This window comes from Maribacter sp. 1_2014MBL_MicDiv (genome assembly GCF_001865655.1).
GTDB classification, from domain to species: Bacteria; Bacteroidota; Bacteroidia; order Flavobacteriales; family Flavobacteriaceae; genus Maribacter; species Maribacter dokdonensis.
The window spans coordinates 3,569,730-3,594,866 of the sequence record NZ_CP011318.1 but is presented as its reverse complement, the minus strand read 5'-3'; the positions used below and the strand labels follow the sequence as shown (position 1 = coordinate 3,594,866).

The window sequence follows — 25,137 nt, the reverse complement described above, 5'->3', positions numbered from 1 at the left end:
ATTGCTTTGTTGCAATAAAATATTGCAAAACATAAAATATTCTGCTAGGTTTGTTAGCACAACTACTTAAAACTAATATTATGAAGAAAACCTATCATGTTCTCTCGGTGCTCATGCTGATGCTATTTTCACTCAGTACTTATGCACAAACTTCAACAGTCTCCGGTACTGTTATTGCCGAAGATGGTCTTCCACTGCCAGGCGCTACCATCTTATTAAAAGGAACCACTACGGGGGCTTCCACTGATTTTGATGGTAATTTCAGCATACAGCTTTCTAACTCTAATAGCAAAACACTAGTTATTAGTTACATTGGTTACAAAACAGAAGAAATTGCTTTAACGGGCATGAATCAAACTATCAATGTTACCTTGATGGAAGATTCAAATGCTTTAGACGAAGTAGTTCTAGTGGGTTCATCTGTTACCCAATCTAGAAAAAAATTGGGTAACGCCATTACTACCGTAAAGTCGGTAGAGCTAGTAAAAGCTTCACCTGCAAATATCACGACATCCTTACAAGGTAAAGTTCCTGGTGCACAAATAACACAAAATTCAGGTGATCCCGCCGGTGGTTTTTCTATTAGACTTAGAGGACCAAGTACGATCAAAGGATCTTCAGAACCTTTATACGTAGTTGACGGAGTAATCACCAGTAACTTAACTACCAATGTTACCAACTTAAATGTTGATGCGGGCGATGCTGCACCAGGACAAAATAGAATGGTAGACATTAATCCCAACGATATTGAAAATGTCAACATCTTAAATGGTGCTGCCGCTGCTGCCATTTACGGTTCTAGAGCATCCAACGGTGTTGTGGTAATAACAACAAAAAAAGGTGGCAATTATGAAGACGGACCAGAATTTTATTTCAAATCTACTTTCAGCGTAAATACAATTCGTAAGAAACTAGATTTAAATCTCATAGGAGAAGAATTTGAAACTGTACCTAACAGTGATCTTTCTGGTAGGTTATGGCCAATTTTTGGTTTTGACCCAAATGACGGAAATGCTCTTACCACCTATAGAAATTTATCAACCGATAAGTTTGAAACTACTAGATATGATTATCAAGATGAGATTTTCCAGACCGGTTTCGGTAGCGACAATTATTTCTCAACAAAAGGTGGTAATGAAAAAATGGGCTATATGGCTTCTATTGGCTATTTGACCAATGAAGGTATCATCAAAAACACCAAGTTCGATAGATTTTCTGCAAGAGTTAATTTTAATCATAAAGTAACCGATTGGATGTCTTACGATCTAGGATTATACTATGCAAATAGTAAATCTGATGAAAAACCAGATGGAAATGTTTTTTGGAGTCCTATCAACTCTATTAATATAACTAACAACACATTCGACATCACTCAAAGAGATGCCAATGGAAATTTAATGGCTGTTGAAAATACCAGAGTAAATCCATTGACTATTATTGAAACTTTTGATATTACTCAAGATGTAAATCACTTTATCCCTAATCTACATCTTAAAATTAAGCCCACGGAAAAGTTATCTATAGATCAAATAATTGGTGTTGACACTTACAATCAAAAAGGTAATATCTATATACCAGTTTATCCTTATGAAAATGTAAACCCTGCGTATTATGACGATGGTTATATAGGTAGTGCCGAGGCGAAGGTATTTAACTGGAACTATGACATTAACATGGCATACAACACCAATATTACGGATAAATTAAATTCGGTTACAACTGCAGGATATAGTTTTCAAAGTAGTGAACTTTCTTTTGAAGGAACTCAAGGAAGAGGGTTGGATAGCAATAATGAACCTACTATTCCATTACAAACACAACCCATTGACACCAACTTGGATATTTACGGATTCTTTTTACAAGAGACCTTATCATGGGATAACAAATTGTTTTTAACACTAGCTGGCAGAATTGATGGAGCTACAAATTTTGATGTTGACGAAAGATCTAATTTCTATCCAAAAGTTTCTGGATCTTACGTTCTTTCAAATGAGCCATTTTGGAATACGGAAAGTTTCTTGAATTCCGCAAGGTTAAGAGCATCATACGGTGAAGCCGGTAACTTAACCGCAATAAGTCCTTATGAAAGATATGGCAGCTATACCTCAAATGATTACTTAGGCTCCTCAACATTACAACAAAATACCAGATTGGGTAACGAAGGATTAAAGCCTGAGCGCACCAAAGAATTTGAAATAGGTACAGACTTAAGTTTCTTTAACAACAGGGCATCATTATTATTTACCTATTACCGTCAAAACATTGAAGACTTAATTGTAAGTCGTGTATTGGCACCTTCATTAGGTGGCTCAACAAGAACAGAAAATGTTGGTACAATGCGTAATAACGGTATTGAGCTTTATGCAAAAATAACACCTATTAAAACTGATGATTTAACATGGGATCTTAATTTCAACTATAGTAGTAATAGAAACAAGGTACTAAGCACGGTAGGTGGCGATATTACTATTGAAAGTGTAACCGGTGCTCCGCCAATTGTAAGAGAAGGTGAAGCTCTGGGCGTATTCTATGGTACTTACTATGCTACAGATGACAATGGCGAATTAATATTAACAGGTGAATCTACAGATGGTAGTCCGGTTGGGGTTCCTCAACAAGAAAGAGGTGACCTTACAACCAATACACCACAGCGTGATGCAGACGGACAACCGACTGGGGATGTTTTAAGAAAAGTTATTGGTGACCCTAATCCAGATTACATCCTTGGAATTGGTACTGACCTTACCTACAAGAATTTCAATTTCAGTATGCTTTGGGAAGCGGTACAGGGCTTTGATGTCTTTGATGCTGACAAAAGAACCAGACAAGGTGTAGGTGTTGGTCAATTAGCAGCGCAAGAATTAACAGGAGAGTTACCTAGAGGATATATCGCTGGTATTTATCCTATAGAAGAATTCAGAATTGAAGATGGTTCTTTTGTTAAGCTTAGAGAAGTTTCTTTAGGTTATGAATTTCCGTCATTGTTCAACTCTAGTTTAGAAAATGTAAGACTTTCATTGATTGGAAGAAACCTTGTTTCTTTTGACAAATTCTTTAGCTATGATCCTGAAACAAATGCTGGAGGGCAATCAAACTTACTGCGCTCAGTGAATTTTGGTAACGTGCCAATTCCAATGACAATCTCATTATCACTAAGCGCTAACTTCTAAAAAGACAGATATGAAAAATATAGTAAAAACAATAGCTATCACATTGCTCATTGCAACCACGTCTTGTAATACTGAATATTTGGATCCTAATTCCACATTAGAACCAGATGTAGTCAACAACACAGATAATCTGGTACGCCTTATCAATGGTGTTCAGCAAAGATGGAGTACAGAAAGAACCGGATTAATTTACACAGGCACACATATTTCTGGATTAAATACTGATGAATTAAGGTTATTGAATCCTGGAAACCTTGGTGAAAATGAAATCTTACTTGGAGGAGATGATGTTAGCGGAAGCAATGAATTATTAATTAACACTTGGACCAATGCATTATTAACCCGAAAGGAAGCTACTACAGTGATCGATGCCGCTGATGATGTTAGCGAAAGTACTTCTGTTTCGGGTTCTTTAAAAGCCTACGGTCTATTCTATAGAGCGCTGGCTCACGGTACACTAATTCAATATTTTGAAAGCATACCACTAGAAATTGTTGAGGATGCCGATTTTATTGAACGTTCTGCTGTTTTAGATGATGTAATAGCTGACTTGAACGAAGCTAAGGGATATATTGATGCAGGTTTAGATACATCCATTACAGCAGATATCTTTACTTCTGTTGATATTGAAAATTCTGTAAATGCCCTATTAGCAAGGTTTAATTTAATGGCAGGGAATTATGACGCGGCAATTACAGCTGCCAACAATGTTGATCTTTCAGTAAAATCTACTTGGGAGTACGATGCATCCATCCCTAATCCTTTAGCATTTTGGTTTGGCTCACAAAATGTGACCCAAGCCAAAGATGTAACATTCGGTCTACCAACAGATTTATTACCCGATGAAAATGACGAGAGAATACCATTCTATATAACCGCTGAAGATTTGGAAGCCGAAACACCAAATTACCAGGTTGTAGGTTTTTGGAGTGACAATGTAGATGAAATACCAGTATATCTTCCGGGTGAAATAATGCTGATAAAAGCTGAAGCATATGCTAGAAGTAATGATTTAACAAGTGCTGTAACAGAATTGAATGCTGTGTTAACCAAAACATCCAGTTCTGACATTTATGGTTTAGGTGCAAATCTACCCGAGTATGATGGTGCTTTGGAACAATCTGCAATTCTAGATGAAATTTATAAAAATAGAAGAGTAGAATTATACTTGACCGGACTCTCTTTAGAGGACAGCAGAAGGTTTGATAGACCAGGTGCAACGGAAACGGATGCCGAAAGAAACAGGGACTATTACCCCTACCCTAATTCTGAAAGAGACAACAACACAAATACCCCCGCAAACCCTACTTCTTAGGAAGTTCAATTCAACAACCACTATCTAAATTGGGGCAGTTATTAAACTGCCCTAATTTTTAATTAAAATTACCAATTGAAACCTACAACAATCATTCTAATTATTGCCATTTACTTTGCTGTACTTATGATTATATCATATTTCACCTCAAAGAAAAACAGTGATGATACATTTTTTACTGGCGACAAAAAATCACCATGGTATTTAGTAGCATTCGGTATGGTGGGTGCTGGTTTATCGGGTGTCACTTTTGTGTCTTTACCTGGTATGGTGGCCAACAACAACTTCTATTTTTATCAATTTATACTCGGAAACATTGTAGGCTATTTCTTTATAGCCTTTGTATTAACTCCTTTATACTACAAACTTCAACTCGTTTCCATTTACACCTTTCTCAAAGTGAGGTTTGGAAACAATACATACAAGACAGGTTCATTGTTTTTTCTGGTATCTCAATCTTTCGGTGCGGCATTACGTTTAATGTTAGCCGCCAAAATTCTACAATATGCAGTTTTTGACTATTTCAATGTTCCTTTTTATATAACCATCATCATTATTTTGATTTTGGTGTGGCTTTACACAAACAAGTCAGGCATTAAAACCATTGTATGGACAGATACTATGCAGACTATATTTTTAATACTTGGTGCCTCAATAACCATTCATACAATAATAAACACGTTAGACTTAAGTATTACCGAATCCTTTGAACGTATAACTTCCCACGAATATTTTAAAATATTCAATTGGGAATCTGATTCTGGAAATAACTTCTACAAACAATTTATTGCAGGTATTTTAGTAGCCATTGCTATGATCGGACTTGATCAAAATATGATGCAAAAAACACTCACTTGCAAAAATGTTTGGGATGCTCAAAAAAACACATTGACCTACAGTATTATTTTAGCAATGACACAATTTCTTTTTATGGGTCTAGGCGTCTTAATGTATGTCTATGCAAACGAAATGGGCATACTATTACCCCAGGACGAAAATGGATTGTTTTTAAATACCGACAACCTTTTTCCTAACCTTGCACTAAACCATCTTGGCACTTTAGCAGGCATCTTTTTTATCCTGGGCATCATAGCAGCATCTTTCTCTAGTGTTGATTCTGCGCTTACCGCTTTAACCACATCATTTACTTATGATTTTTTAGATATTTCAAACAAATCAAGTAAAAGAAAAAAACAGTTGAAAAATCTAGTCATAGTACTTTTCTCCTGTATCATATTCGTAATTATACTTTCCTTTTCCAATAGCAAAGGAGATGTAATTTCTTTAATATTTAAAGTTGCCGGTTATACCTACGGTCCATTGTTAGGATTATACCTTCTAGGTATGTTTTCAAAAATAAAATTAAAAGACAAATGGGTTCCTGTAATATGCTTATCCGCACCGATAATAACTTATCTACTAGGACAATTTTCAATAAACACATTCAACTTTGATTTCGGATTTATAAACATAGCAGTCAATGCTAGCTTAACCGTAATAGGCTTATTGCTTATAAAAAAATAATACTATGAATACACTTAAACCCACTACAGAACAGTCATCAAATTACGATGATCTAGAAAAAATGACTGTTAACGAATTGCTGGTTAACATGAATCAAGAAGACAAGGCCGTTCCGTTGGCCATAGAAAGAGCCATTCCCTCCATTCAAAACTTTGTTGAGCAAACATTAGTTAGAATAAAAAAAGGTGGTAGACTATTCTATATAGGAGCAGGCACCAGCGGCAGATTAGGCGTTCTAGACGCCTCCGAATGCCCTCCAACGTTTGGAGTTTCAGATGATTGGATTATTGGCCTTATAGCCGGTGGAGATAAGGCATTAAGAAAAGCCGTTGAAAATGCAGAAGATAATGAAGCCATGGCATGGAAAGATCTTGAGATCCATAAAATAAATGAAAACGATGTTTTGTTAGGTATAGCAGCATCTGGATCTACACCTTATGTTATTGGAGGACTTAAAGCAGCTAAAGACAATAACGTGCTTACAGGGAGTATTTCATGCAATCAAAATTCTTTAGTATCAGAAATTGCAACCTGCCCTATGGAACTAGTTGTAGGTCCAGAGTTTGTTACTGGCAGCACGAGAATGAAAGCAGGTACAGCCCAAAAGCTGGCTTTAAATATGATTTCTACTTCAATTATGATTAACCTTGGTAGAGTTAAAGGAAATAAAATGGTAGACATGCAACTATCTAACAATAAACTAGTAGATCGCGGAACTAAAATGATAATGGAAGAATTAGGAATAAATGAAAGTCTTGCAAAATCATTATTATTAGAGCATGGTAGTGTTAGAAAGTCTATTGAGTGCTATAAACAATAGGATGAGAATAAATAGAATTCAATGTAAACTAAAAAAATAATCACATTTAGCTTAGAGATTGTATTTAAAATTTAATTATACAGACAACATAAAAATCATTTAAGTTAATTTGGAAACAAAGTAAAAACTAAATTTCATATCTTTAATAGTAATAGAATCTATAAAACTTAAGCTCTATGATACCTCAAACTCTCCACAAAATTTCTTTGATTACCATTCTTAGTTTATTCTTTTTTTCTATAAATATTTCTTGCAGTAGCAGTGATGATGATACCATATCGATCACTGACCCAGATCCAGACCCAGAACCTGAGATAGTTATTGACCCTACAAATTCAAACACTACTATTGAAGCTTCGTCACCTGTTGAAAGTGAATCATATTTAACTTCTATAATAACTGTACAATTAGCAAATAACGATGGTACTCTAATTACTACTGGTGGCAATCAAGTCGTTCTCAATATTACCGGTACTGCAATTGTGTCTGAAATTACAGATAATGGCGATGGAACATATTCTGCAAGTGTATCTAGTGATATTGAAGAATCAATTACAGTTTCTGGAACAGTCAACGGTGAAACGATTACCGACACAGCTATTATTAATTTTGAAGGAGTTCAGGCTAATCCTGCACAAGAAGTAGAGCAATCGAGCGAGCCTGTAGGACCAACCATAATCCGTATCAATAGCGGAGGTCCTGAAGTTGAATATGGTGATATCATCTTTCAAGCGGACCAGTATTTTGAAGGTGTTTCAGAAGCTTATACTAATCCATCTGTAACCGAAATTTCTGGAACTGAGATGGATGAAATATTCTTAACAGAACGTGTTACAGAAAATGATAACCCTACTAGTCCTTTTTCATATGTTATACCATTGAGTAATGGTACTTATACGGTTAAACTATATTTTGCCGAAATTTATTGGGGTGCAGAAAACCCTGAGATGCTTGAAGGAGGTGTAGGGAGTAGAGTTTTTGACATCTCAATGGAAGATACCCAAATATTCACATCTTACGATATATTTAAAGATGTCGGTGTAGCAACCGCAAGTTCTCGAATGTATGATATTGAGGTAATTGACGGGGAATTAAATATTCTTTTTGAGGCAACCGTTGACAGACCAAAAGTTTCGGCTATAGAAATTTTTGGCAATGGAAGTATTACTCCTTAATATCTAAGTTTCAATCTCCATATAACAATTGGTTATTGATATTTCATGATTTAAAATTTTATTAGCGTAAATCATTTAAAGTAATTAGATAATTAAATAAGAAAGATTGAACATAGATTGCACGCCTAGGTAAATTAAGGGTGATTACTTAATTTTGCTTAATCTAAGTGCAATTATGCTAATTTCCGTATACTTTTCAATACTTATTGTACCTCATTTCACCTGAGGTACAATATTAGTTGAGTTTATAATTCCTGTATCGGCAAATAATTAAAATTTAATTTTAACCATGTTCAACTTTTTTTCTAAAAAACATTTTTTAATTGATCATCTTGAAGGTTTTATTGATATACATAATCATATTTTACCAGGCATTGATGATGGCGCAAAAACTGTTGAAGATTCCATTGAATTAATAAAAGGGTTTAATGAATTTGAGGTAAATGATTTTATTTGCACCCCACATATTATGGAGAATTATTATCCTAATAATCCATCTACAATTCAAAGTTCTTTATCGTTATTGAAAAATGCTTTGAAGATGAATAATCTTGAGCACATCAGTATAGAAGCTGCTGCAGAACACATGATCGATTCAGGATTTGAAACAATTTTAAATGAATATAAAGTTATGCCTCTTGCAAAAAGTTATCTTTTAATAGAGATGTCCTATCTACAAGCTTCCATTAATTTTGATAGCGCCGTTCAAAAAATTAAAACAAATGGCTTATTTCCAATTTTAGCACATCCTGAACGATACATGTATCTTCATAATAAAATGGATAAGTATAAACATTTTAAAACCGATGGTGTGCTTTTTCAATTAAACTTGTTATCACTTGGAGATTATTACGGAAGTGAAGTACAAAAAGTTGCAAATTGGTTATTGAAAAACAATTTAATTGATTTTGCAGCCAGTGACGTCCATAAAATAACTCAACTAAACGCATTAAAAAAAATAAGCATCAAAGAGAAAACTTTGATGCTTATAAAGCCTATAATTGAAAAAACGATTTACAATTTTAAATAAACACAGTAATTTTTTTGGACCAAACCAACTTTTCAACAACCAATATACTCCCCTGAAGTGGATTTTTCATTTAAATTTTATACACAAATTAATTACACAGCGACATTTTAAAATCACTTATTAAAGCAGTATAAGTATTTACCTCAAAAAAAAAGCGAGATATCCAATTTGGATATCTCGCTTTTTTTTGATTACTAATTATTATTCTAATTTCTTACTACCAACTTTTTTACCAGTGGGGTATCTACACCTTGTACGTATGCATAAACAGTATAGATTTCATTTCTCAAATCTCCAATATAAAGTTCATAGCTACCATTACCATTGAAAGACTCTAAGTACTCATATTTTTTAACTAACCTACCGCTAGTATCATATATATAAATACCTAACAATGGTGCCGGCACTTCCAAGTTAATAAACACTTCAGCATTTTCACTAGCTGGATTTGGCGAGATCACCATATTATCCATTGTAGCATCGTAAGTTTCATTTTGGTTAATGCTCCATTCAAAGTTTACCGTACTCGTTTCTGAAGGAGTTCCGTCATCAGTTACAGTTACAGTTACTGAATATGGACTATTATCAGAAGCCCCGGCTGCTATCGTTCCACTTATGACCCCCGTTGATATATCTATAGTTAAACCATCAGGAAGATTATCTGCTGTAAAGGTCAAATTATCATCATCAGTAGCAAGAATTTGGAATGAAACTTCTTCACCCTCAACTCCGCTTTGTGCACCGGGATTTACCACTTCAGGTGCTTCATTAATCACAACAATAACATCTGTAACGTTCCAAATAAAAGTAACCGTACTTGATTCTGAAGGACTACCATCGTCCGTAACAGTAATCTCTACTGCGAAAGGACTGTTGGTTGATGCTCCAGCTGTAATCGTTCCACTAATCAATCCTGTTGACATATCTATGGATAAACCAACCGGAAGGTTACTTGCGGTAAATGTCATACCATCACCCTCACCATCAATTGCCTCAATCTGTAATGAAACCACATCTCCTTCTACTCCGTTCTGGTCACTAGGGTTAATAACTACAGGTGCCAAATTCACGGCAACATCGGTTACTGTCCAAGTAAAGGAAATTGTACTTGCTTCTGAAGGGCTGCCATCATCCGTAACAGTAACCTCTACTGCGAAAGGACTGTTGGTTGATGCTCCAGCTGTAATTGTTCCACTTATTAGTCCTGTTGACGTATCTATCGTCAACCCATCAGGAAGGTTCAATGCAGCAAAGGTCATATCATCACCTTCACCATCAACTGCCTCAATCTGTAATGAAACTACATTTCCTTCAACTCCGTTCTGGTCACCAGGGTTAGAAACTACAGGTGCCAAATTCACGGCAACATCGGTTACAGTCCAAGTAAAGGAAATTGTACTTGCTTCTGAAGGACTGCCATCGTCCGTAACAGTAACCGCTACTGCGAAAGGACTGTTGGTTGATGCTCCAGCTGTAATTATTCCACTTATAAGTCCTGTTGACGCATCTATCGTCAACCCATCAGGAAGGATACTTGCAGTAAATGTCATATCATCACCTTCACCATCAATTGCCTCAATCTGTAATGAAACTACATCTCCTTCTACTCCGTTCTGGTCACTAGGGTTAGTAACTACAGGTGCCAAATTCACGGCAACATCGGTTACTGTCCAAGTAAAGGAAATTCCACTTGCTTCCGAAGGACTACCATCGTCCGTAACAGTAACCGCTACTGTGAAAGGACTGTTGGTTGATGCTCCAGCTATAATTGTTCCACTAATCAATCCTGTAGTCGTATCTATAGTCAACCCATCAGGAAGATTCGTTGCATCAAAGGTCATATCATCACCTTCACCATCAACTGCCTCAATCTGTAATGAAACTACATCTCCTTCTACTCCGTTCTGATCACCAGGATTTGTAACTACAGGTGCCAAATTCACGGCAACATCGGTTACTGTCCAAGTAAAGGAAATTGTACTTGCTTCCGAAGGACTACCATCGTCCGTAACAGTAATATCTACTGCGAAAGGGCTATTAGTTGATGCTCCAGCTTCTAATGTACCACTAATCAATCCTGTAGTCGTATCTATCGTCAACCCATCAGGAAGGTTAATAGCTGTATAAATCATATTATCATCCTCTAGATCAGTTGCTTCAATCTGTAATGAAACCACATTTCCTTCTATTCCATTTTGATCTCCTGGGTTGGTAACCACTGGAGCTTCATTAGCAGGTGCATTAACGGTGATAGTTACAACATCCGTATCAGTAAGAACACCGTCGCTTACCGTTAATTCCACTTCATATACACCAGGTGTTTCAAAATCATGGACAGGATTGGCAGTGGCATCTGTTGGAGAACCATCTTTAAAGTCCCATAAATATTCAACTATTCCCGTATCATCACTAGAATTATCACCTGTAAAATTAACTGTTAAAGTAGCATCGCCAGAAATTACATCCGACTCTATTAATGCTACCGGCGCAGCATTACCCGCTTCCCCAACATTCCATACAAATCCAATAGTATTTGATTGAGAAGGACTACAATCATCTGTAACCGTTACCTCAACATTATAAGGACTATTCTCTGCAGCACCCCCTGAACCTCCAGCTTGCGAAGATTCCGTTGCAGCAAATAATTGCGCCTCATCATAATTTTGACCAACTAAATGTAATGCTACACGATCAATCAAATGACCATCTGATCTAGATGAAATCTCCATTGTATAAGTTCCAGCATTATCAAATTCTACAAATACCCAATGAGCATCATTATCACTGGTTTTCGTGCTCCAACTCCAATCTAGTGTATTAGTATATACTTTTAACCAGCCGTTGGCAGAAGCTCCTTCTACTTCTGGTGATTTACCCAATCCTTTTGGATAAACAATACCTCCTGACCCATCTACGTTCTTTGCACCATAAAAATCATCCGCATCATCAAACCTTAACCATGCATCATTATGCTCGGTACTTGCATTTGTACTGGCAATAATACCTATATTATTATACCACTGAAACCTATAAATACCAGGCGTAGATATTTCTACTTCTGTGGTAATTGTACCGTTTCCAGGAGTATTAAAGCTGTCAACTGAATTGAAAAGGTATCCACTTCCTGTGTATCCAGATTCTGTAGTCTCTTCAGTCCAATTAGGACCGTAAGTTAAATTCTCCATTTCTATAACTACCAAGCCATTATTTTCTTGATAAGCTCCTGTACCTGCACCTCCATTAGAAACTGTACCGGTAATTTCACCTGTATCAGGATCTATTGATAAACCTGCAGGTAAACCAGTAGCACTATAGATTTCATTAGTACAAGCTCCCGTTGCATCAATTTGCAACAAAACGACTTCCCCTTCATTACTATTCTGGGTACCAGGATCCGTGATTTCAGGAACATTTACAGCATTGGATAAGGTTATTTCCTTTGTTGTTCCATTACCAAAAGTAATTGTTAATAATGCACTTCTATTATCTCCAGTTCCATTAAGTGTTATCTCAATAGGATGCGTACTATTAGGATTTAATAACTGATTGGTTAGTTCACCTGAATCAATACTAAAATCACTGGCGTTTGCACCGGAAATAATCATTGACGTAATCATAACCCCAACATTTCCATTCTCAATATTTAAATCAAGAGCTTCTGTTTCACCATCAGCAATTAAGATACCATCTAAAGAATTCACTTCACTTGCTACACTTGGGCTACCAACAGGAGCATCCTCTCCATAATATTCCATATTTTTCTGGTTATCCCCACCTTGTACCGGAGAACCTGCCAAAATAAATATTCCGTTTCCAGAAACAATAGCCTGAGTTCCATGTCTAGGATGGTTCAACCCTGGCAAAGTTGCCCAAGTTTGAGATAAAGGATCATACTCTTCAACTGTTGTCAATGCAGGTCCTGCCATCTCACTTTCTCCACCAATAACCATTAACTTATCATTAAAGTTAACTGCAGAAGAACCCCCTCTAGGCGTTGGTATATTTTGACCTGCAGGTAAAGTAGACCAACTTTCGTTACTAAAATCATAAACATCTACCTCTGGAATAGTAGGAGCAAATACTCCACCTGCCCCTCCGGACAGACGACCACCTGAAACATAAAGTTTGTCATCAATAACAACAGCGGCAAAGTGATCTCTTTCTCTTGGCGCATCGGTTAAAGGTGTCCATATACCGGTTGCTGGATCATATTCATCAAAATATGAAACATAGCCTCCATCATGTCCTTGCGTATTACCAGCTACTACATAAAACTTATTATTATACATTACCAATCCCGCAGAACCTCTTCTCCTATTAGCAGGTATCTCAGGTCCTTGAATCCACTCTTCATTTGCCGGATCAAACGCCCATACATATTCAGCAGGGGTCTCGGTCGGGAAGGCATTATCTTTAAACGAGCCTATAACCCATATCAACCCTTGATATTCTGTAGCTTGAAAATGATTAAACTCAAATGGAGCAGAATCTACCAATGAATTCCATGAATCAGATGTGTAATCATAAACATCAATAGTAGAAGCGTTCTCTCTACCACCCATTAAGTAAAACTTATCACCTGCTTGTACAAATGAATTTTCATGTCTTGCCGTATAATTTTCATCTTCATCTTTATCAACCCAAGTTGAAGCTATGTTCCAGTTAAAAACCGTACTTGCCGGAGCAGATCCTGGTCTTACTGCCGTAACTACAACTTCATGGGCTCCATTATTATTTGGACCACCAGTAGAAGCTGTTGTTGCAATTGTACCTGTAATTTGACCTGTAGCAGCATTTATACTAATTCCGTCAGGTTGTCCTGAGATATAATAGATAAGCTCTTCGGCCGAGTCACCACCAGAAGCTGATGCCATAATATCAACTACCGCATCTATATCACTAGTTTGATTTGCAATAGTTGCAATAGATAAGGTAGGATTTGCAGCATTTATTTCAAAAATTTCTATGGCACTAAGAATTGGATTTTCAGCAACACCATGTAGGAATTCCAAATTCAATTCCCCATCATTAAGTGTTACAGGATAAGAAAGCATACCAGCTCTCAAATGACCAAATTCGTCTATGATATCCAAATCATTTTCCACTACAGCTCCTTCTAATGAAATATCAAATATTCTATCTCCAATTTCATTAGCCGGCTCATAGCTGTTTCCTAAATAAATATTTACAACATAATCGCCATTGTCTAAAGGAAATACGAACTCCATTTCTTCTCCTCCGGCAGCATCATAACGTTCTCTTCCAAAAATCCCATCAAAAGTAGCATTGTCAATATAAGCAGGAACAGTACTATGTTTTTTATTAAATTCTAAAAGTGCATTAATAGAAAAACCAGTATTTACAGAATACATACTAGATGTATATGCTCCATTATTATTATTAAATTTCCAATCTGTAGCCGTATCTGTAGCAGTAACCAAATCACCACCTACATTTACTCTATTACTGAATGCTTCAAAAATTATCCAATCGAAGGTAATGGTAACCGCATCGCTGCTCAAACCATCTTCGTCATCAACTGTTATAGTAACGGCATAAGGACTATTTAATTCAGCACCTGCTTCAACCGTACCTCCAATTTGACCATTAGTTGGTTCTATAACCAATCCTGGAGGAAGACCAACAGCTGTATAATTTTTATTATTTCCATCACCACCGAAAGCAATTACGGTTAAACTGCCGTCAAGTTGCTCACCAACCGGGGTTCTTTGCTCTTCTATATCTGCAACATATATAGGTGTATCTGAATCTGAAGCAACTAAAATTTCAATACCATTGATTATAGGGTTTTCTATTGCGCCATGAGCAAATACTATATCGATATTGCCATCGGTTACAGGAATTATATGACTAATCATTACTCCTTCTTCATGACCATACGTACCAGATAAATCAATATTATCCAGAGCTGGATATGTAAGCCCTTCCATCTGAACATCAAATAATCTTTGCTCGGCTTCTGAAGTACCTTCCCAGCCATTTGCCAAATATAATCTTACTTCATAGTTACCACTCTGTGTGACAGGAAATGAATATGTCATATTAGGAGCACCGGGAGCACTATCTGCTCTTTCTGTTTTAAATATATCATTTGGTGTAGTATTGGGCACACTTGCACCAGCATTGGCATCAAAAGAAAAGTTTTGATTACTGCCCGCTGTGGTCAAGTAAGTTGAATTACTACTTTGCGTATCCTCATCCCAATCAATATCACCATCTATTGCCGCAATTTGTGGTCCACCGGCATTTACTCGATATAAAACAATAGGGGAATCTGTAACGTTTACTTCGAAAGACTGCTCTATAATATTAGATTCTTCATCCGTTGCTCGTATTGTGATATTTGTTATTTCAGCGGTTCCTGGGTAATTTATAGTTAACTCATTACCGTTTATTACTGCACCAACAGCAGTATTTGAATTATCCTCAAGAGAATAAATAAGATTGGAAACACCGTCATTATCATCAAAATAATTATCTAATTCAATTACGTCATCATTTGAATTGATATATCGAGTTAAATCTGGAAGTTGAGCCACAATTGAAGGAACATTAGTACTAACTTTAAGATATTCCCAGCTTCCTTCCAACTCTACACCAGTTGTATTTGATGTACCTATAAAACCAACAGCCAAATCAGTATTTGCATTTTGTATTGCCGCTAGAGTACTACCAGTTGCAGTTATAGTCCCTAATGTTTGTTTTATTCCATTCTCTATTTTATAATCAAATCGTAAATCACCAGTAACTGGGTTAACATCTATATAAAGAAACAAATTAGAACTTGGTCTGTCCACTTCTGCTAATGGTAAGAAAAGTGCATTTGCCGTATCAAGAACATCATTTACTTCTTGAATAGCCGATAATCCATCTTGTGTGATAACAAATTGAACAAAATTATCTTGAAAACCTGTACCTAGAAAAAGTCCTAATTCCCCTCCTACAGCACTAGTATTGCCATAAAGTTGCAAATTACTATCAAAATTCTTCATCCAAGTCTCAATAGTAAAATTACCCGTCGCGTTGCTAACCTGCACCCCCATCTGGTAAGCTTTTTCTTGATCATTTGAAGTTCCTTTTGCTGTACCCCAACGCATATGTGAAGTCATTATACCTGGAGCACCTCCAAGTACATCATTATCGTTAGGTTCATTGGGATCATAAGGATCCCCTTCTTCAGCACGTCTATCAATCCAATCCAACCAATTTGGTCCAGTATTACCATTATTCATAAGACCAGTCATACCCAAACCAAAAATACCTCCAATACCTTGTTGGTCATTAAGTAAATCGTTCTGTATTGGTAATGTGAAGGCATCGCTACCACCAGATTCTGGATCTCCCAACTGAAAAGGATCATCACTGTCTGCTATACCGTCATTATCATCATCAGAATCATTAAGGTTAGAAATAAAAGGAGCTCCTGCAGATTTATCAAAATCATCGGGTTGCGAACCTCCATTACATGGTTCAGTTCCATTATCCACCTCATCCTGATTTGTATATCCATCATTGTCATAATCAGCCAAAGGATCATAAAGAGGATCGGCAGGATCTATACAGTCTATAGCATCCGCAGGTTCAATAATAATTAAACTACCATTTAAAGTACCGGTCCAAATTGTACCCGGAAAAATATCCCCTTCACCTTGAGCTGTTAATCCCAATGCATTTCCTCCTATTCCTGTTATAAAGTTATTTGATAGAGTTTCAAGACTACCATCCGGCTCTAACTCAACTCTTCTTATAACTCCCGTATTTACTCCGGCCAACAAATCACCTTCCATAGCACCGTCAAAATTGCCAGAGGTGTACTCAACTATTGCATTTGTATTGGTTCCCCAACCTGTAATTATTGCATCAACAGGACCTTCTGGATTTGGCAATCCCGGCCCTCGCCAATCTCCTTCTACAGGGTTAGCTAAATTTACAGGAACCGGCGGCCAATCTGCAGGAAGTGCTTCTGCAGTATTTGCTGTGGTATTTGGATCAGAACCATCTGCATTAGGGTCGTAAGTTTTAGTTCTGAAAAAAGCATTTGTTCCGTCATCTGTATATAATCCAGCACTGACAGGATTGGCTCTAATTGGGTTAGGATGACCACCGTAATAAGATCCAAATGTATAATTTTGAACATCGCTTGTTATAAGTTCTAAGTGGTCAAGGTTATTTATGTACTCACCATCTGGAGCAGGATTACTAATACCTCCCCCACCAGTTTCATTTGGATCATAGTCATTGTTGACAAAAGCTGTACCCTCGTTAACAGGAAATCCTCCCCAGCCAACATTAGCGCCGTTATCCGTTATATAAACTGCTCCAGTTTGAGTAATCACCAAATCGTATGCATTCCTATATCCTGGAGAAAAAATTTGAACAGGTCCACCTGGGACTAATTTAGCTTGATTAAGGCCGTCATTCCCACCAAATGGATCATTTATATCTACCCCATCGTAAGTTGGGTCGTTAGGATCTTCTATTCCATTTGCATTATTTCTAGTAGGATCATCAACGGTAGGTAAATCATATATAAAATTTCTACCATCACTGTCAGTTAAAATAGGTAAGGCATCCAATGCAGTTAAATTAATTGATAATACAGCACCGGAAAGAGCATATTCAGTTATAAATGCGAAATTATTAGAAGGCCCCCCACCATTTGTATGTCCACCTTGAGCTACCAATAAATAATCGATTCCGCCAATAGTGATAAATTGTATACCATTAGTAGCATGGTTTTCTTCTGACCTTGGTAACCCACGAACAATATCTACCGCTGTCCAGACCGAGCCAGTTTTCGTTATGCGAGTAATAATTCCCGAATTGGTATCTAGATTAGTATCTCCCTTATTGGTATCTCCTCCGATACGGATATCACTAGAAGAAACATAAATAATTGGATTCTGAGCCGTGCCAACTACTCTAATTCCCGTAGTCTCTCTTGCTGTTAAACTACTAACTGTACCATCATCATTATGGTTCTGAATATCAGTTATTGAATTTAGAATTTCCATATCTGTTACGATATAACTATTCGCGGCCTGCTTGTCTACTGTTAAAATCTTTATAGCCCCTGTATATTCAGCTACATAGAGCTTTCCATCAGGACCAAATTCCAATGCAGTAATACCAGAATCGAATGAATCAAATCCATTAACATCTAATGTACTTTGATCAAAATTGATTTGTGCATTCATCTGGGAAAGCCCTATGACGAATAGCATAAAAACATTTAATAAAAAAGATTTGAAGTAATTATGTTTCATATTCTTAGAGAATAAAGTGATACTAATATGATACCGGTCCCCCCGATATTTTAATTTTAAAACAAATATAATTTAATAACACCTTTGAGTATTAATACCCTACCAATATTCGTTTAAACATGATTGTTACTCGATAAAGTACAGAAATAAAAAACATAAGGAATAGCGAGAAAAAACCCACAATCTATCTAACAAAAACAAATCCAAATTATACAAAATAGAACACAATCAACAACAAAGACGTAAAACTCTTACTAATAGATAATTGCCTCCATATTTGATTTAATAATTTTTCGATTAAATCCATAAAAAAAAGCCGTTAAACGGCTTTTTTTTATAATTCACTCTTTTTAAGAAATGCGGTACTTGAAAATAACAATTTCTATAAGTTTAAAATTTCCACCACTTTTTAGAGTTTTTGCCATATCCATAGCCGTATTTTCCGCCATAACCTAAGCTATCTAGACTTACGTCATTAACAATAAAAGACACTCCTTTAAGCTTACCTTCATCACGTAAATTCAATGGAAATTTAACCGCACTTTCATCGGTCACGCCCGCCCTAGTCACATAAATAATATGATTAGCATATGGTGCAATTAACAACGTATCACTTACTACCATCATTGGAGCAGTATCCACTATAACATAGTCATACATTTCAGAAACTTCTGATAATAATTCCTCAATTTTTGAACTCATTAACAATTCTGCAGGGTTTGGTGGTATCTTACCTGAATAGATAACATCTATAGTATTATGATGTACCAACATAGGTTTAATGATATCCTTAACACTAATAGTATCATCTAAAAGAAACTCTGTTAAACCAACATCTTTATTCCTAGAAGGTGTTTTTAGTTTATTTACCGAATCACCTGAAAAAAAAGTATATAATTTTGGATTTCTTATATCTGCTCCAACTAGTAGTACTTTTTTATCAGTACTAGCCAATATCATTGATAGATTGGAAGACAAGAACGTTTTACCTTCACCAGGAGTGCTTGAAGTTATATAAATAACATTGTTCTTATTTTTATCCGTTGCAAGTTTTGTCTTTATTAAAAAGTCTAAATTTGTACGAATAATTCGTAAGGCCTCTGCTAATACAGAACGATCATCATTAATAATAATCTTGCTGTCTTTTTTAGTGAGTCTAGGTAACTCTCCTAATACAGGAATATCTTTAGTGAACTTTTCTAAACTATGTTTGTTATGAATTTTGGTATCTAATAAATCTTTTCCATAAATTACACCAAACGGTAAAAGTAAACCCAACATCAAAGCTGCCAAATAGGTAATAGCCTTTTTAGGTTTTACTGGTGTTGGACTCGAAACATATGCTTTATCAATTATATTTGATTTAGGTAAAGCAGATGCAAAAGCTATCTGAGACTCCTCTCTTTTTTGCAATAAATACAAATACAAAGACTCTGTAGTTTCTTGTTTTCTCGTAATATTTCTTAATTCCCTTTGATTTTCTGGAGCAGAATAAATGGTACCCTGAATTCTTCCTAACTGACTTTGTAGTGTACTAACATTCATCCCAACATTCCGTTCAAGGGAACTTAAACTTGATTGTATGGTATTTTTGATGCCGTCTAATTGCTCATCAAGGTTAATGATCATCGGGTTTTGTTCATTAGAACTTTTCAATAGCCTTTTTCTCTCAGCAACTAACGTATTATATTGAACCGTAGCTTGGTTTAAGGCCGCGCTACCTACATCAACCACAGGCATTTCATCATAACCAACTTCACCAGACACATAATCTTTTAGACCGCTTACCATTTGTAACTGCACCTTGGCATTCTCTAAATTTTGGCGACTTCCAGCACTAACCTGAACTGCTGCGCCAACCTCTATGCCCGAACCGGTCATACCTTTTTCGGTCAATAATTCCTGAGCATCTTTATCAACAGTTGTTAATGTACCCGAGATTAGCTGGATTCGGTTATTAATAAAATCAGAAGTAGTATCGGCTATACGTTTTTTTTCTTCAATTGCATTTCTATTATAAACCTCAATTAACTTATCTATAACATCTTTTGCCTTTTTTGGTAAAGCACTGGTCATTGATACATCTAGGATATTTGAAAACTCAGCACTGACCGATATATTAACATTAGTTTTAAAGGATGTCGCAACCTTCTCCACAGGACTGATCGAAATTTGATATCTTTTTCCAATTAAACTCTTTGGATCTTTCAAATTAGGGGTAATAACCATATTACCAATTGGTGTAGAAATTCCATTACCAAATGAATAAATCTTAGAGGGTAGATTTTCATCCTCAGTAAAACCAAAGGTATTACCTGAAGAAAACTCTATAAAAAAACTATAATCAGCATTGTAAATTGTAGAATCAGCGGCAATAAAATTCACCTTTACAGGTGGGTTAGAATATACCTCGGAATTTATAATATTTCCTAAGGCCATAATTTTTACGTTAGCTCCTAATTCCTTAACAACCTCAATAAAATTTGATCTAGACGCCAATATTTCAATTTCATCTTCCACCTGTTTAGATGAGCCTCCCAAAACTCCAAGGTCTTGAAAAATACTCATCTCACTTCCTGCATTTTTTTCTTGAACAATCTGTATTTGGGATTTTACAGCATATTCAGGTATTGTATATCTAATATTTATATAAGCAATGGCCAAGGCTATAAAGCTACATAAAACAAACCATTTCCAATGTTTTATGTAGGTGAAAATAATATTCTTTAAATCTTCTTTTTTCTCGGAAAAAGTCATAGCAAATTATTGAAATGGGGGTTGAAATTTTTATCTAACAAGAATTAGGGCAGTCGTAATCAATAAAGAAGCTACCGAAATCGCTATACTGGCTCTATTATCCAGTGAAGATGTTTTTATTGCAGAATTGTTCGGTTCAACATAAACCACGTCATTCTGCGTCAAATAATATACTGGTGAATTCAAAGCTTCTTTAGTAGTCAAATCAATTCTGGTATACACTTTAGTCCCGTTAAAATCACGTATGACCAAAACATTTTTTCGCATACCCTTAATATTTAAGTCATTAGCTAATCCTATAGCCTCTAATACCGTGATTTGTTCTCCATTTACAGGATATGTCCCTGGGGAATTTACGTTACCTAAAACTGTAACTGTAAAATTTACCAATCTAATATTTATAATAGGATCTTTAAGGTATGGTTGTAATTTTTCTTTCAATAGATTTTTGGTTTCCTCTGGTGTTAAGCCCACTATTTTAATTTCACCTAAAACAGGAAAATCTATATTTCCATTTTTATCAATAATATAGTCTAACTGTTCTGGTCTAGAACCATTTGCCATTACACCTTTAAAAACGTTAAAAGGCAAACTTGCTTCCGAATCCAATGTAGAAACATTTATTGATATGACATCATCAATTTTAAAGGTATTCACATGAGAATTATCACTAATTATTGTTTCGTATTCTTGAGCGTCTTGAAAATACACAACATCTTGTTTTGATGCACAAGAGGTGAAAAATACACCAATAATGAACAATAATAAATAATGATTAATTTTTGGTTTCAATGATTTCATTTTATTAATAAATGTTAGTAATGGTTATTGTTATAATTGTTAAGGCTGTACTATTTTTAATGTCGTTTTACCCTGGGAATCAACATCACTTCCAGTTTTATCCAACTCACAAAAATCTGAATTTTTTGATACGTATTCCGGAACAATTTCTTTCATTAATTTTACCGTATTACCGCTAAAAAACATATTGGTAATACAAAGCTCGTCAATTTTTGACCTAACCTTAGCGTATTCCACATCACGTACCTTACTTATCTTAATTTTTTGATGATAAGTTGGCAAGGTATTTTCGCCATTAGCCAATAGCTCTTCATACAACTTTTCACCAGGTCTCAATCCGGTAATCTTAATATCGATATCTTCTGGATACCTTAAACCAGATAGCTTTATCATATTTTTAGCTAAATCGAAAATTTTAACCGACTCACCCATATCAAATATGAATATTTCACCACCATCACCCATAGCCCCAGCTTCTAAAACTAATTGTGACGCTTCGGGTATTGTCATAAAATAACGTGTAATATCTTTATGGGTCAAAGTTAACGGACCTCCTTTTTCTATTTGCTTTCTAAATAATGGTATAACCGAACCATTTGAACCCAGTACGTTACCAAACCTAGTTGTTATAAACTTTGTTTTGTTTTCTTTCTGCATACAACTAATATACATTTCTGCTATACGCTTTGTAGCCCCCATAACATTGGTTGGGTTAACTGCTTTATCAGTTGAAACGAATACGAATTTTTCAACACCATGTATTACAGAAAGGTCAGCTACATTTTTTGTTCCTCCTATATTAATCTTAATCGCTTCATAAGAATTATATTCCATTAACGGAACATGCTTATATGCTGCAGCGTGAAAAACTATGTTTGGTCTATGCTCATTAAAAAGAGCATTCATTCTATTTTTATCTCTAATATCAGTAACGATAGGAATAAAATTATGAAAGCCGTTTTGTTTTAATTCTTGCTGAAGATCATAAAGTGCCGATTCAGCAGAATCCAATACAATTAAAGATTTGTATGAATAATTACAGATTTGACGTACAATTTCACTACCAATAGATCCAGCTCCACCAGTTACCATTATTGACTTATTCATCAACTCCATGGCAATTTTACTATTTTTGATCGTTATTGGTGCGCGATCAAGTAAATCTTCTATTTGTACTTGTTTTATTTGAGATACCTTTAATTCCCCATTTATCCAATCTTCAATTGGCGGAACAATTTTTACGATAATGGGTAGGTCCACCAAACCTTCAACGGTTTTACGTAATTTCCTAGAATCTATATTCTGAATAGAAAAAATAATTTCCGAAATATTGTTTTTAACTATAAATGCTTCAGTAAGAGACTTTCTTCCAAAAACAGGCACACCATTAATATTCTTTCCAATTTTTTTGGCATCCCTATCGATGTAGCCAACAACCTTATACCTACTTTTAGAATGACTGGTCATTGCTCCATGAGTTAAAACTCCCGATTCACCAGCACCATAAATTAATACGTTTTTATTAGCTTTTAAGCTACCGTTCATTTTATGATACATTGATTTAAAAGCATATCTTGTAGCTGTTAGAACAATAAAGGTTATTAAGCTATTAATAATTATTATTGACAATGGAACGGTAAAACTATCTATAAAATTGACCTGTCTATTACCAATTACAATAAAAATAAGTATGATACTGGATAAGCAGACCGCATTAAAAATATTGTACACATCCCTTACACCGGTATGCCTAACGACGCCCTTATAAGAGCCCACAATTAAAAAGGACAACAATGCAGTTAAAATTACCAAAGGTAACTGCACCAACAAATTTTGCACATCAAAATTAAAAGTCAGGTTAAATCTTATTAAATAAGACAATACAAATGATAGCCCTACAGTAAGTAAGTCTATACATAGTACTAGCCATTTTGAGGCATAACGTTGTGATGAAGAAGTAAAATATCTCAGTATCATAACCATATTTTTTTAATACAATCTGTAACTCTTTGTAAATCATTTTGACTTAGATTACTACCACTAGGCAAACAAAGTCCTCTATTAAATAAAGATTCTGAAGTTCCATCTAAGAACTTTTTATAATGAGTAAAAACAGGTTGCATGTGCAAAGGTTTCCACAAAGGTCTTGATTCAATATTTTCATCAAGCAAAGCTAATCGTATACTTTCTCGTTTTTCATAAGACGGAGTCAACATACAACTTAGCCATCTATTAGAAAAATACCCTTCTGGCTCCTTTAAAAATTCAATTTCCTTAATATTAGACAATTCATGTTCATAATACTCATGATTTTGCCTACGAGCATCTACCCTATCTTGAAGTACTTCCATTTGACCGCGCCCAATACCAGCCAAAACATTACTCATCCTATAATTATATCCAACATTTGAATGTTGGTAATGGGGTGCTTCATCTCTGGCTTGAGTTGCCAAAAATATAGCTCTATCCGTATAATTTTTATTTTCCGACACTAAGGCCCCGCCACCAGATGTTGTAATTATTTTATTTCCATTAAAAGATAGCACACCGATATCTCCAAAAGTTCCACAAGCTTTCCCCATGTAAGAACTCCCTAACGCCTCTGCGCTATCTTCTAAAATTGGAATATCAAATTCATTGGCAATGGCTTGAATTTCTTTTACCTTATATGGCATTCCATAGAGATGTACAGCTACAATTGCCTTTGGTTTCTTTTTCTCAGTAATTCTACTTTCAATTGCTTTTCTAAGTAATGATGGCGACATATTCCAGGTATCTGGCTCACTATCCACAAAAACTGGTGTAGCCCCTAAATACATAATTGGGTTGGCAGATGCTGAAAAAGTAAAACTTTGGCACAATACTTCATCACCCCTAGTTACACCCAAAAGTTGTAATCCTAAATGAAGAGCTGCAGTTCCAGAACTCAAAGCAGCAACATTAATTTTATTCCCTAAGGAATTACTTATGGCAAATTCAAAAGCATTAACGTTAGGTCCTAATGGTGCTATCCAATTAGTTTCAAAGGCTTCATTAACATAATTCTGTTCCGACCCACCCATATGAGGAGAGGATAACCATATTTTTTCCTTTTTATCTACCACTATTATCTTTTAATATTTAAGTAAATGTACACTAACTTATAGCCAAACGTATAACTGCAATATTATAATTCGTTTAATCTTAAAAATTAATCGTTAAATTACTTTAAGAAATACTTTTAAAGTATATTCTTACGTTTTACCGAAATACCTTATT

Annotated in this window: 11 protein-coding genes; 6 read left to right on the top strand and 5 right to left on the bottom strand. The window is 35.5% G+C overall.

Annotation, left to right across the window (positions count from 1 at the left end; genetic code table 11):
- The first annotated feature begins 80 nt into the window (after window positions 1-80).
- The 6 genes from YQ22_RS15060 (at window position 81) to YQ22_RS15035 (ending at window position 9,034) form a co-directional block, all read left to right on the top strand.
- Complete coding sequence (locus tag YQ22_RS15060; RefSeq protein WP_071341845.1) at window positions 81-3,170, top strand: SusC/RagA family TonB-linked outer membrane protein; 3,090 nt, start codon at window positions 81-83, stop codon at window positions 3,168-3,170.
- Between the two features lie 10 nt (window positions 3,171-3,180).
- Window positions 3,181-4,485, top strand: a complete 1,305-nt coding sequence (locus tag YQ22_RS15055; protein ID WP_071341844.1) for a RagB/SusD family nutrient uptake outer membrane protein — start codon at window positions 3,181-3,183, stop codon at window positions 4,483-4,485.
- 75 nt (window positions 4,486-4,560) lie between these two features.
- On the top strand, window positions 4,561-6,009 hold the full coding sequence (locus tag YQ22_RS15050) for a sodium:solute symporter (RefSeq protein WP_083414270.1): 1,449 nt from the start codon (window positions 4,561-4,563) through the stop codon (window positions 6,007-6,009).
- Between the two features lie 4 nt (window positions 6,010-6,013).
- Window positions 6,014-6,829, top strand: coding sequence for an N-acetylmuramic acid 6-phosphate etherase (gene murQ, locus YQ22_RS15045; RefSeq protein WP_071341842.1), 816 nt, complete (start codon window positions 6,014-6,016; stop codon window positions 6,827-6,829).
- Between the two features lie 176 nt (window positions 6,830-7,005).
- A complete protein-coding gene (locus YQ22_RS15040) occupies window positions 7,006-8,004 on the top strand; it encodes a malectin domain-containing carbohydrate-binding protein (RefSeq protein WP_071341841.1) in 999 nt (332 codons plus the stop codon).
- A 289-nt stretch (window positions 8,005-8,293) separates the two neighbouring features.
- The gene (locus YQ22_RS15035; protein ID WP_071341840.1) at window positions 8,294-9,034 is read left to right on the top strand and encodes a tyrosine-protein phosphatase; all 741 of its coding nucleotides are present in this window, start codon (window positions 8,294-8,296) and stop codon (window positions 9,032-9,034) included.
- Window positions 9,035-9,240: 206 nt separating this feature from the next.
- Here YQ22_RS15035 and YQ22_RS15030 read toward each other — a convergent pair whose 3' ends face one another.
- From YQ22_RS15030 to YQ22_RS15010, 5 genes are all read right to left on the bottom strand, one after another.
- Complete coding sequence (locus YQ22_RS15030; RefSeq protein ID WP_232231212.1) at window positions 9,241-18,279, bottom strand: putative Ig domain-containing protein; 9,039 nt, start codon at window positions 18,277-18,279, stop codon at window positions 9,241-9,243.
- A gap of 432 nt (window positions 18,280-18,711) precedes the next feature.
- Complete coding sequence (locus tag YQ22_RS15025; protein WP_071341838.1) at window positions 18,712-21,078, bottom strand: GumC family protein; 2,367 nt, start codon at window positions 21,076-21,078, stop codon at window positions 18,712-18,714.
- 30 nt (window positions 21,079-21,108) lie between these two features.
- Entirely contained in the window at window positions 21,109-21,879 is a 771-nt protein-coding gene (locus YQ22_RS15020) for a polysaccharide biosynthesis/export family protein (protein ID WP_071341837.1), read from the bottom strand.
- A gap of 39 nt (window positions 21,880-21,918) precedes the next feature.
- On the bottom strand, window positions 21,919-23,856 hold the full coding sequence (locus YQ22_RS15015) for a polysaccharide biosynthesis protein (protein WP_071341836.1): 1,938 nt from the start codon (window positions 23,854-23,856) through the stop codon (window positions 21,919-21,921).
- A complete protein-coding gene (locus YQ22_RS15010; RefSeq protein WP_071342612.1) occupies window positions 23,853-24,941 on the bottom strand; it encodes a DegT/DnrJ/EryC1/StrS family aminotransferase in 1,089 nt (362 codons plus the stop codon). Before YQ22_RS15010 ends, YQ22_RS15015 begins: the two co-directional genes overlap by 4 nt.
- Window positions 24,942-25,137: the final 196 nt, after the last annotated feature.

Bases quoted from the DNA above. Each gene is read 5' to 3' on its own strand.
- YQ22_RS15060 (WP_071341845.1), top strand. From the start codon at position 81: ATGAAGAAAACCTATCATGTTCTCTCGGTGCTCATGCTGATGCTATTT.
- YQ22_RS15055 (WP_071341844.1), top strand. From the start codon at position 3,181: ATGAAAAATATAGTAAAAACAATAGCTATCACATTGCTCATTGCAACC.
- murQ (WP_071341842.1), top strand. From the start codon at position 6,014: ATGAATACACTTAAACCCACTACAGAACAGTCATCAAATTACGATGAT.
- YQ22_RS15040 (WP_071341841.1), top strand. From the start codon at position 7,006: ATGATACCTCAAACTCTCCACAAAATTTCTTTGATTACCATTCTTAGT.
- YQ22_RS15035 (WP_071341840.1), top strand. From the start codon at position 8,294: ATGTTCAACTTTTTTTCTAAAAAACATTTTTTAATTGATCATCTTGAA.
- YQ22_RS15030 (WP_232231212.1), bottom strand. From the start codon at position 18,279: ATGCTATTCGTCATAGGGCTTTCCCAGATGAATGCACAAATCAATTTT.
- YQ22_RS15025 (WP_071341838.1), bottom strand. From the start codon at position 21,078: ATGACTTTTTCCGAGAAAAAAGAAGATTTAAAGAATATTATTTTCACC.
- YQ22_RS15020 (WP_071341837.1), bottom strand. From the start codon at position 21,879: ATGAAATCATTGAAACCAAAAATTAATCATTATTTATTATTGTTCATT.
- YQ22_RS15015 (WP_071341836.1), bottom strand. From the start codon at position 23,856: ATGATACTGAGATATTTTACTTCTTCATCACAACGTTATGCCTCAAAA.
- YQ22_RS15010 (WP_071342612.1), bottom strand. From the start codon at position 24,941: ATGGGTGGGTCGGAACAGAATTATGTTAATGAAGCCTTTGAAACTAAT.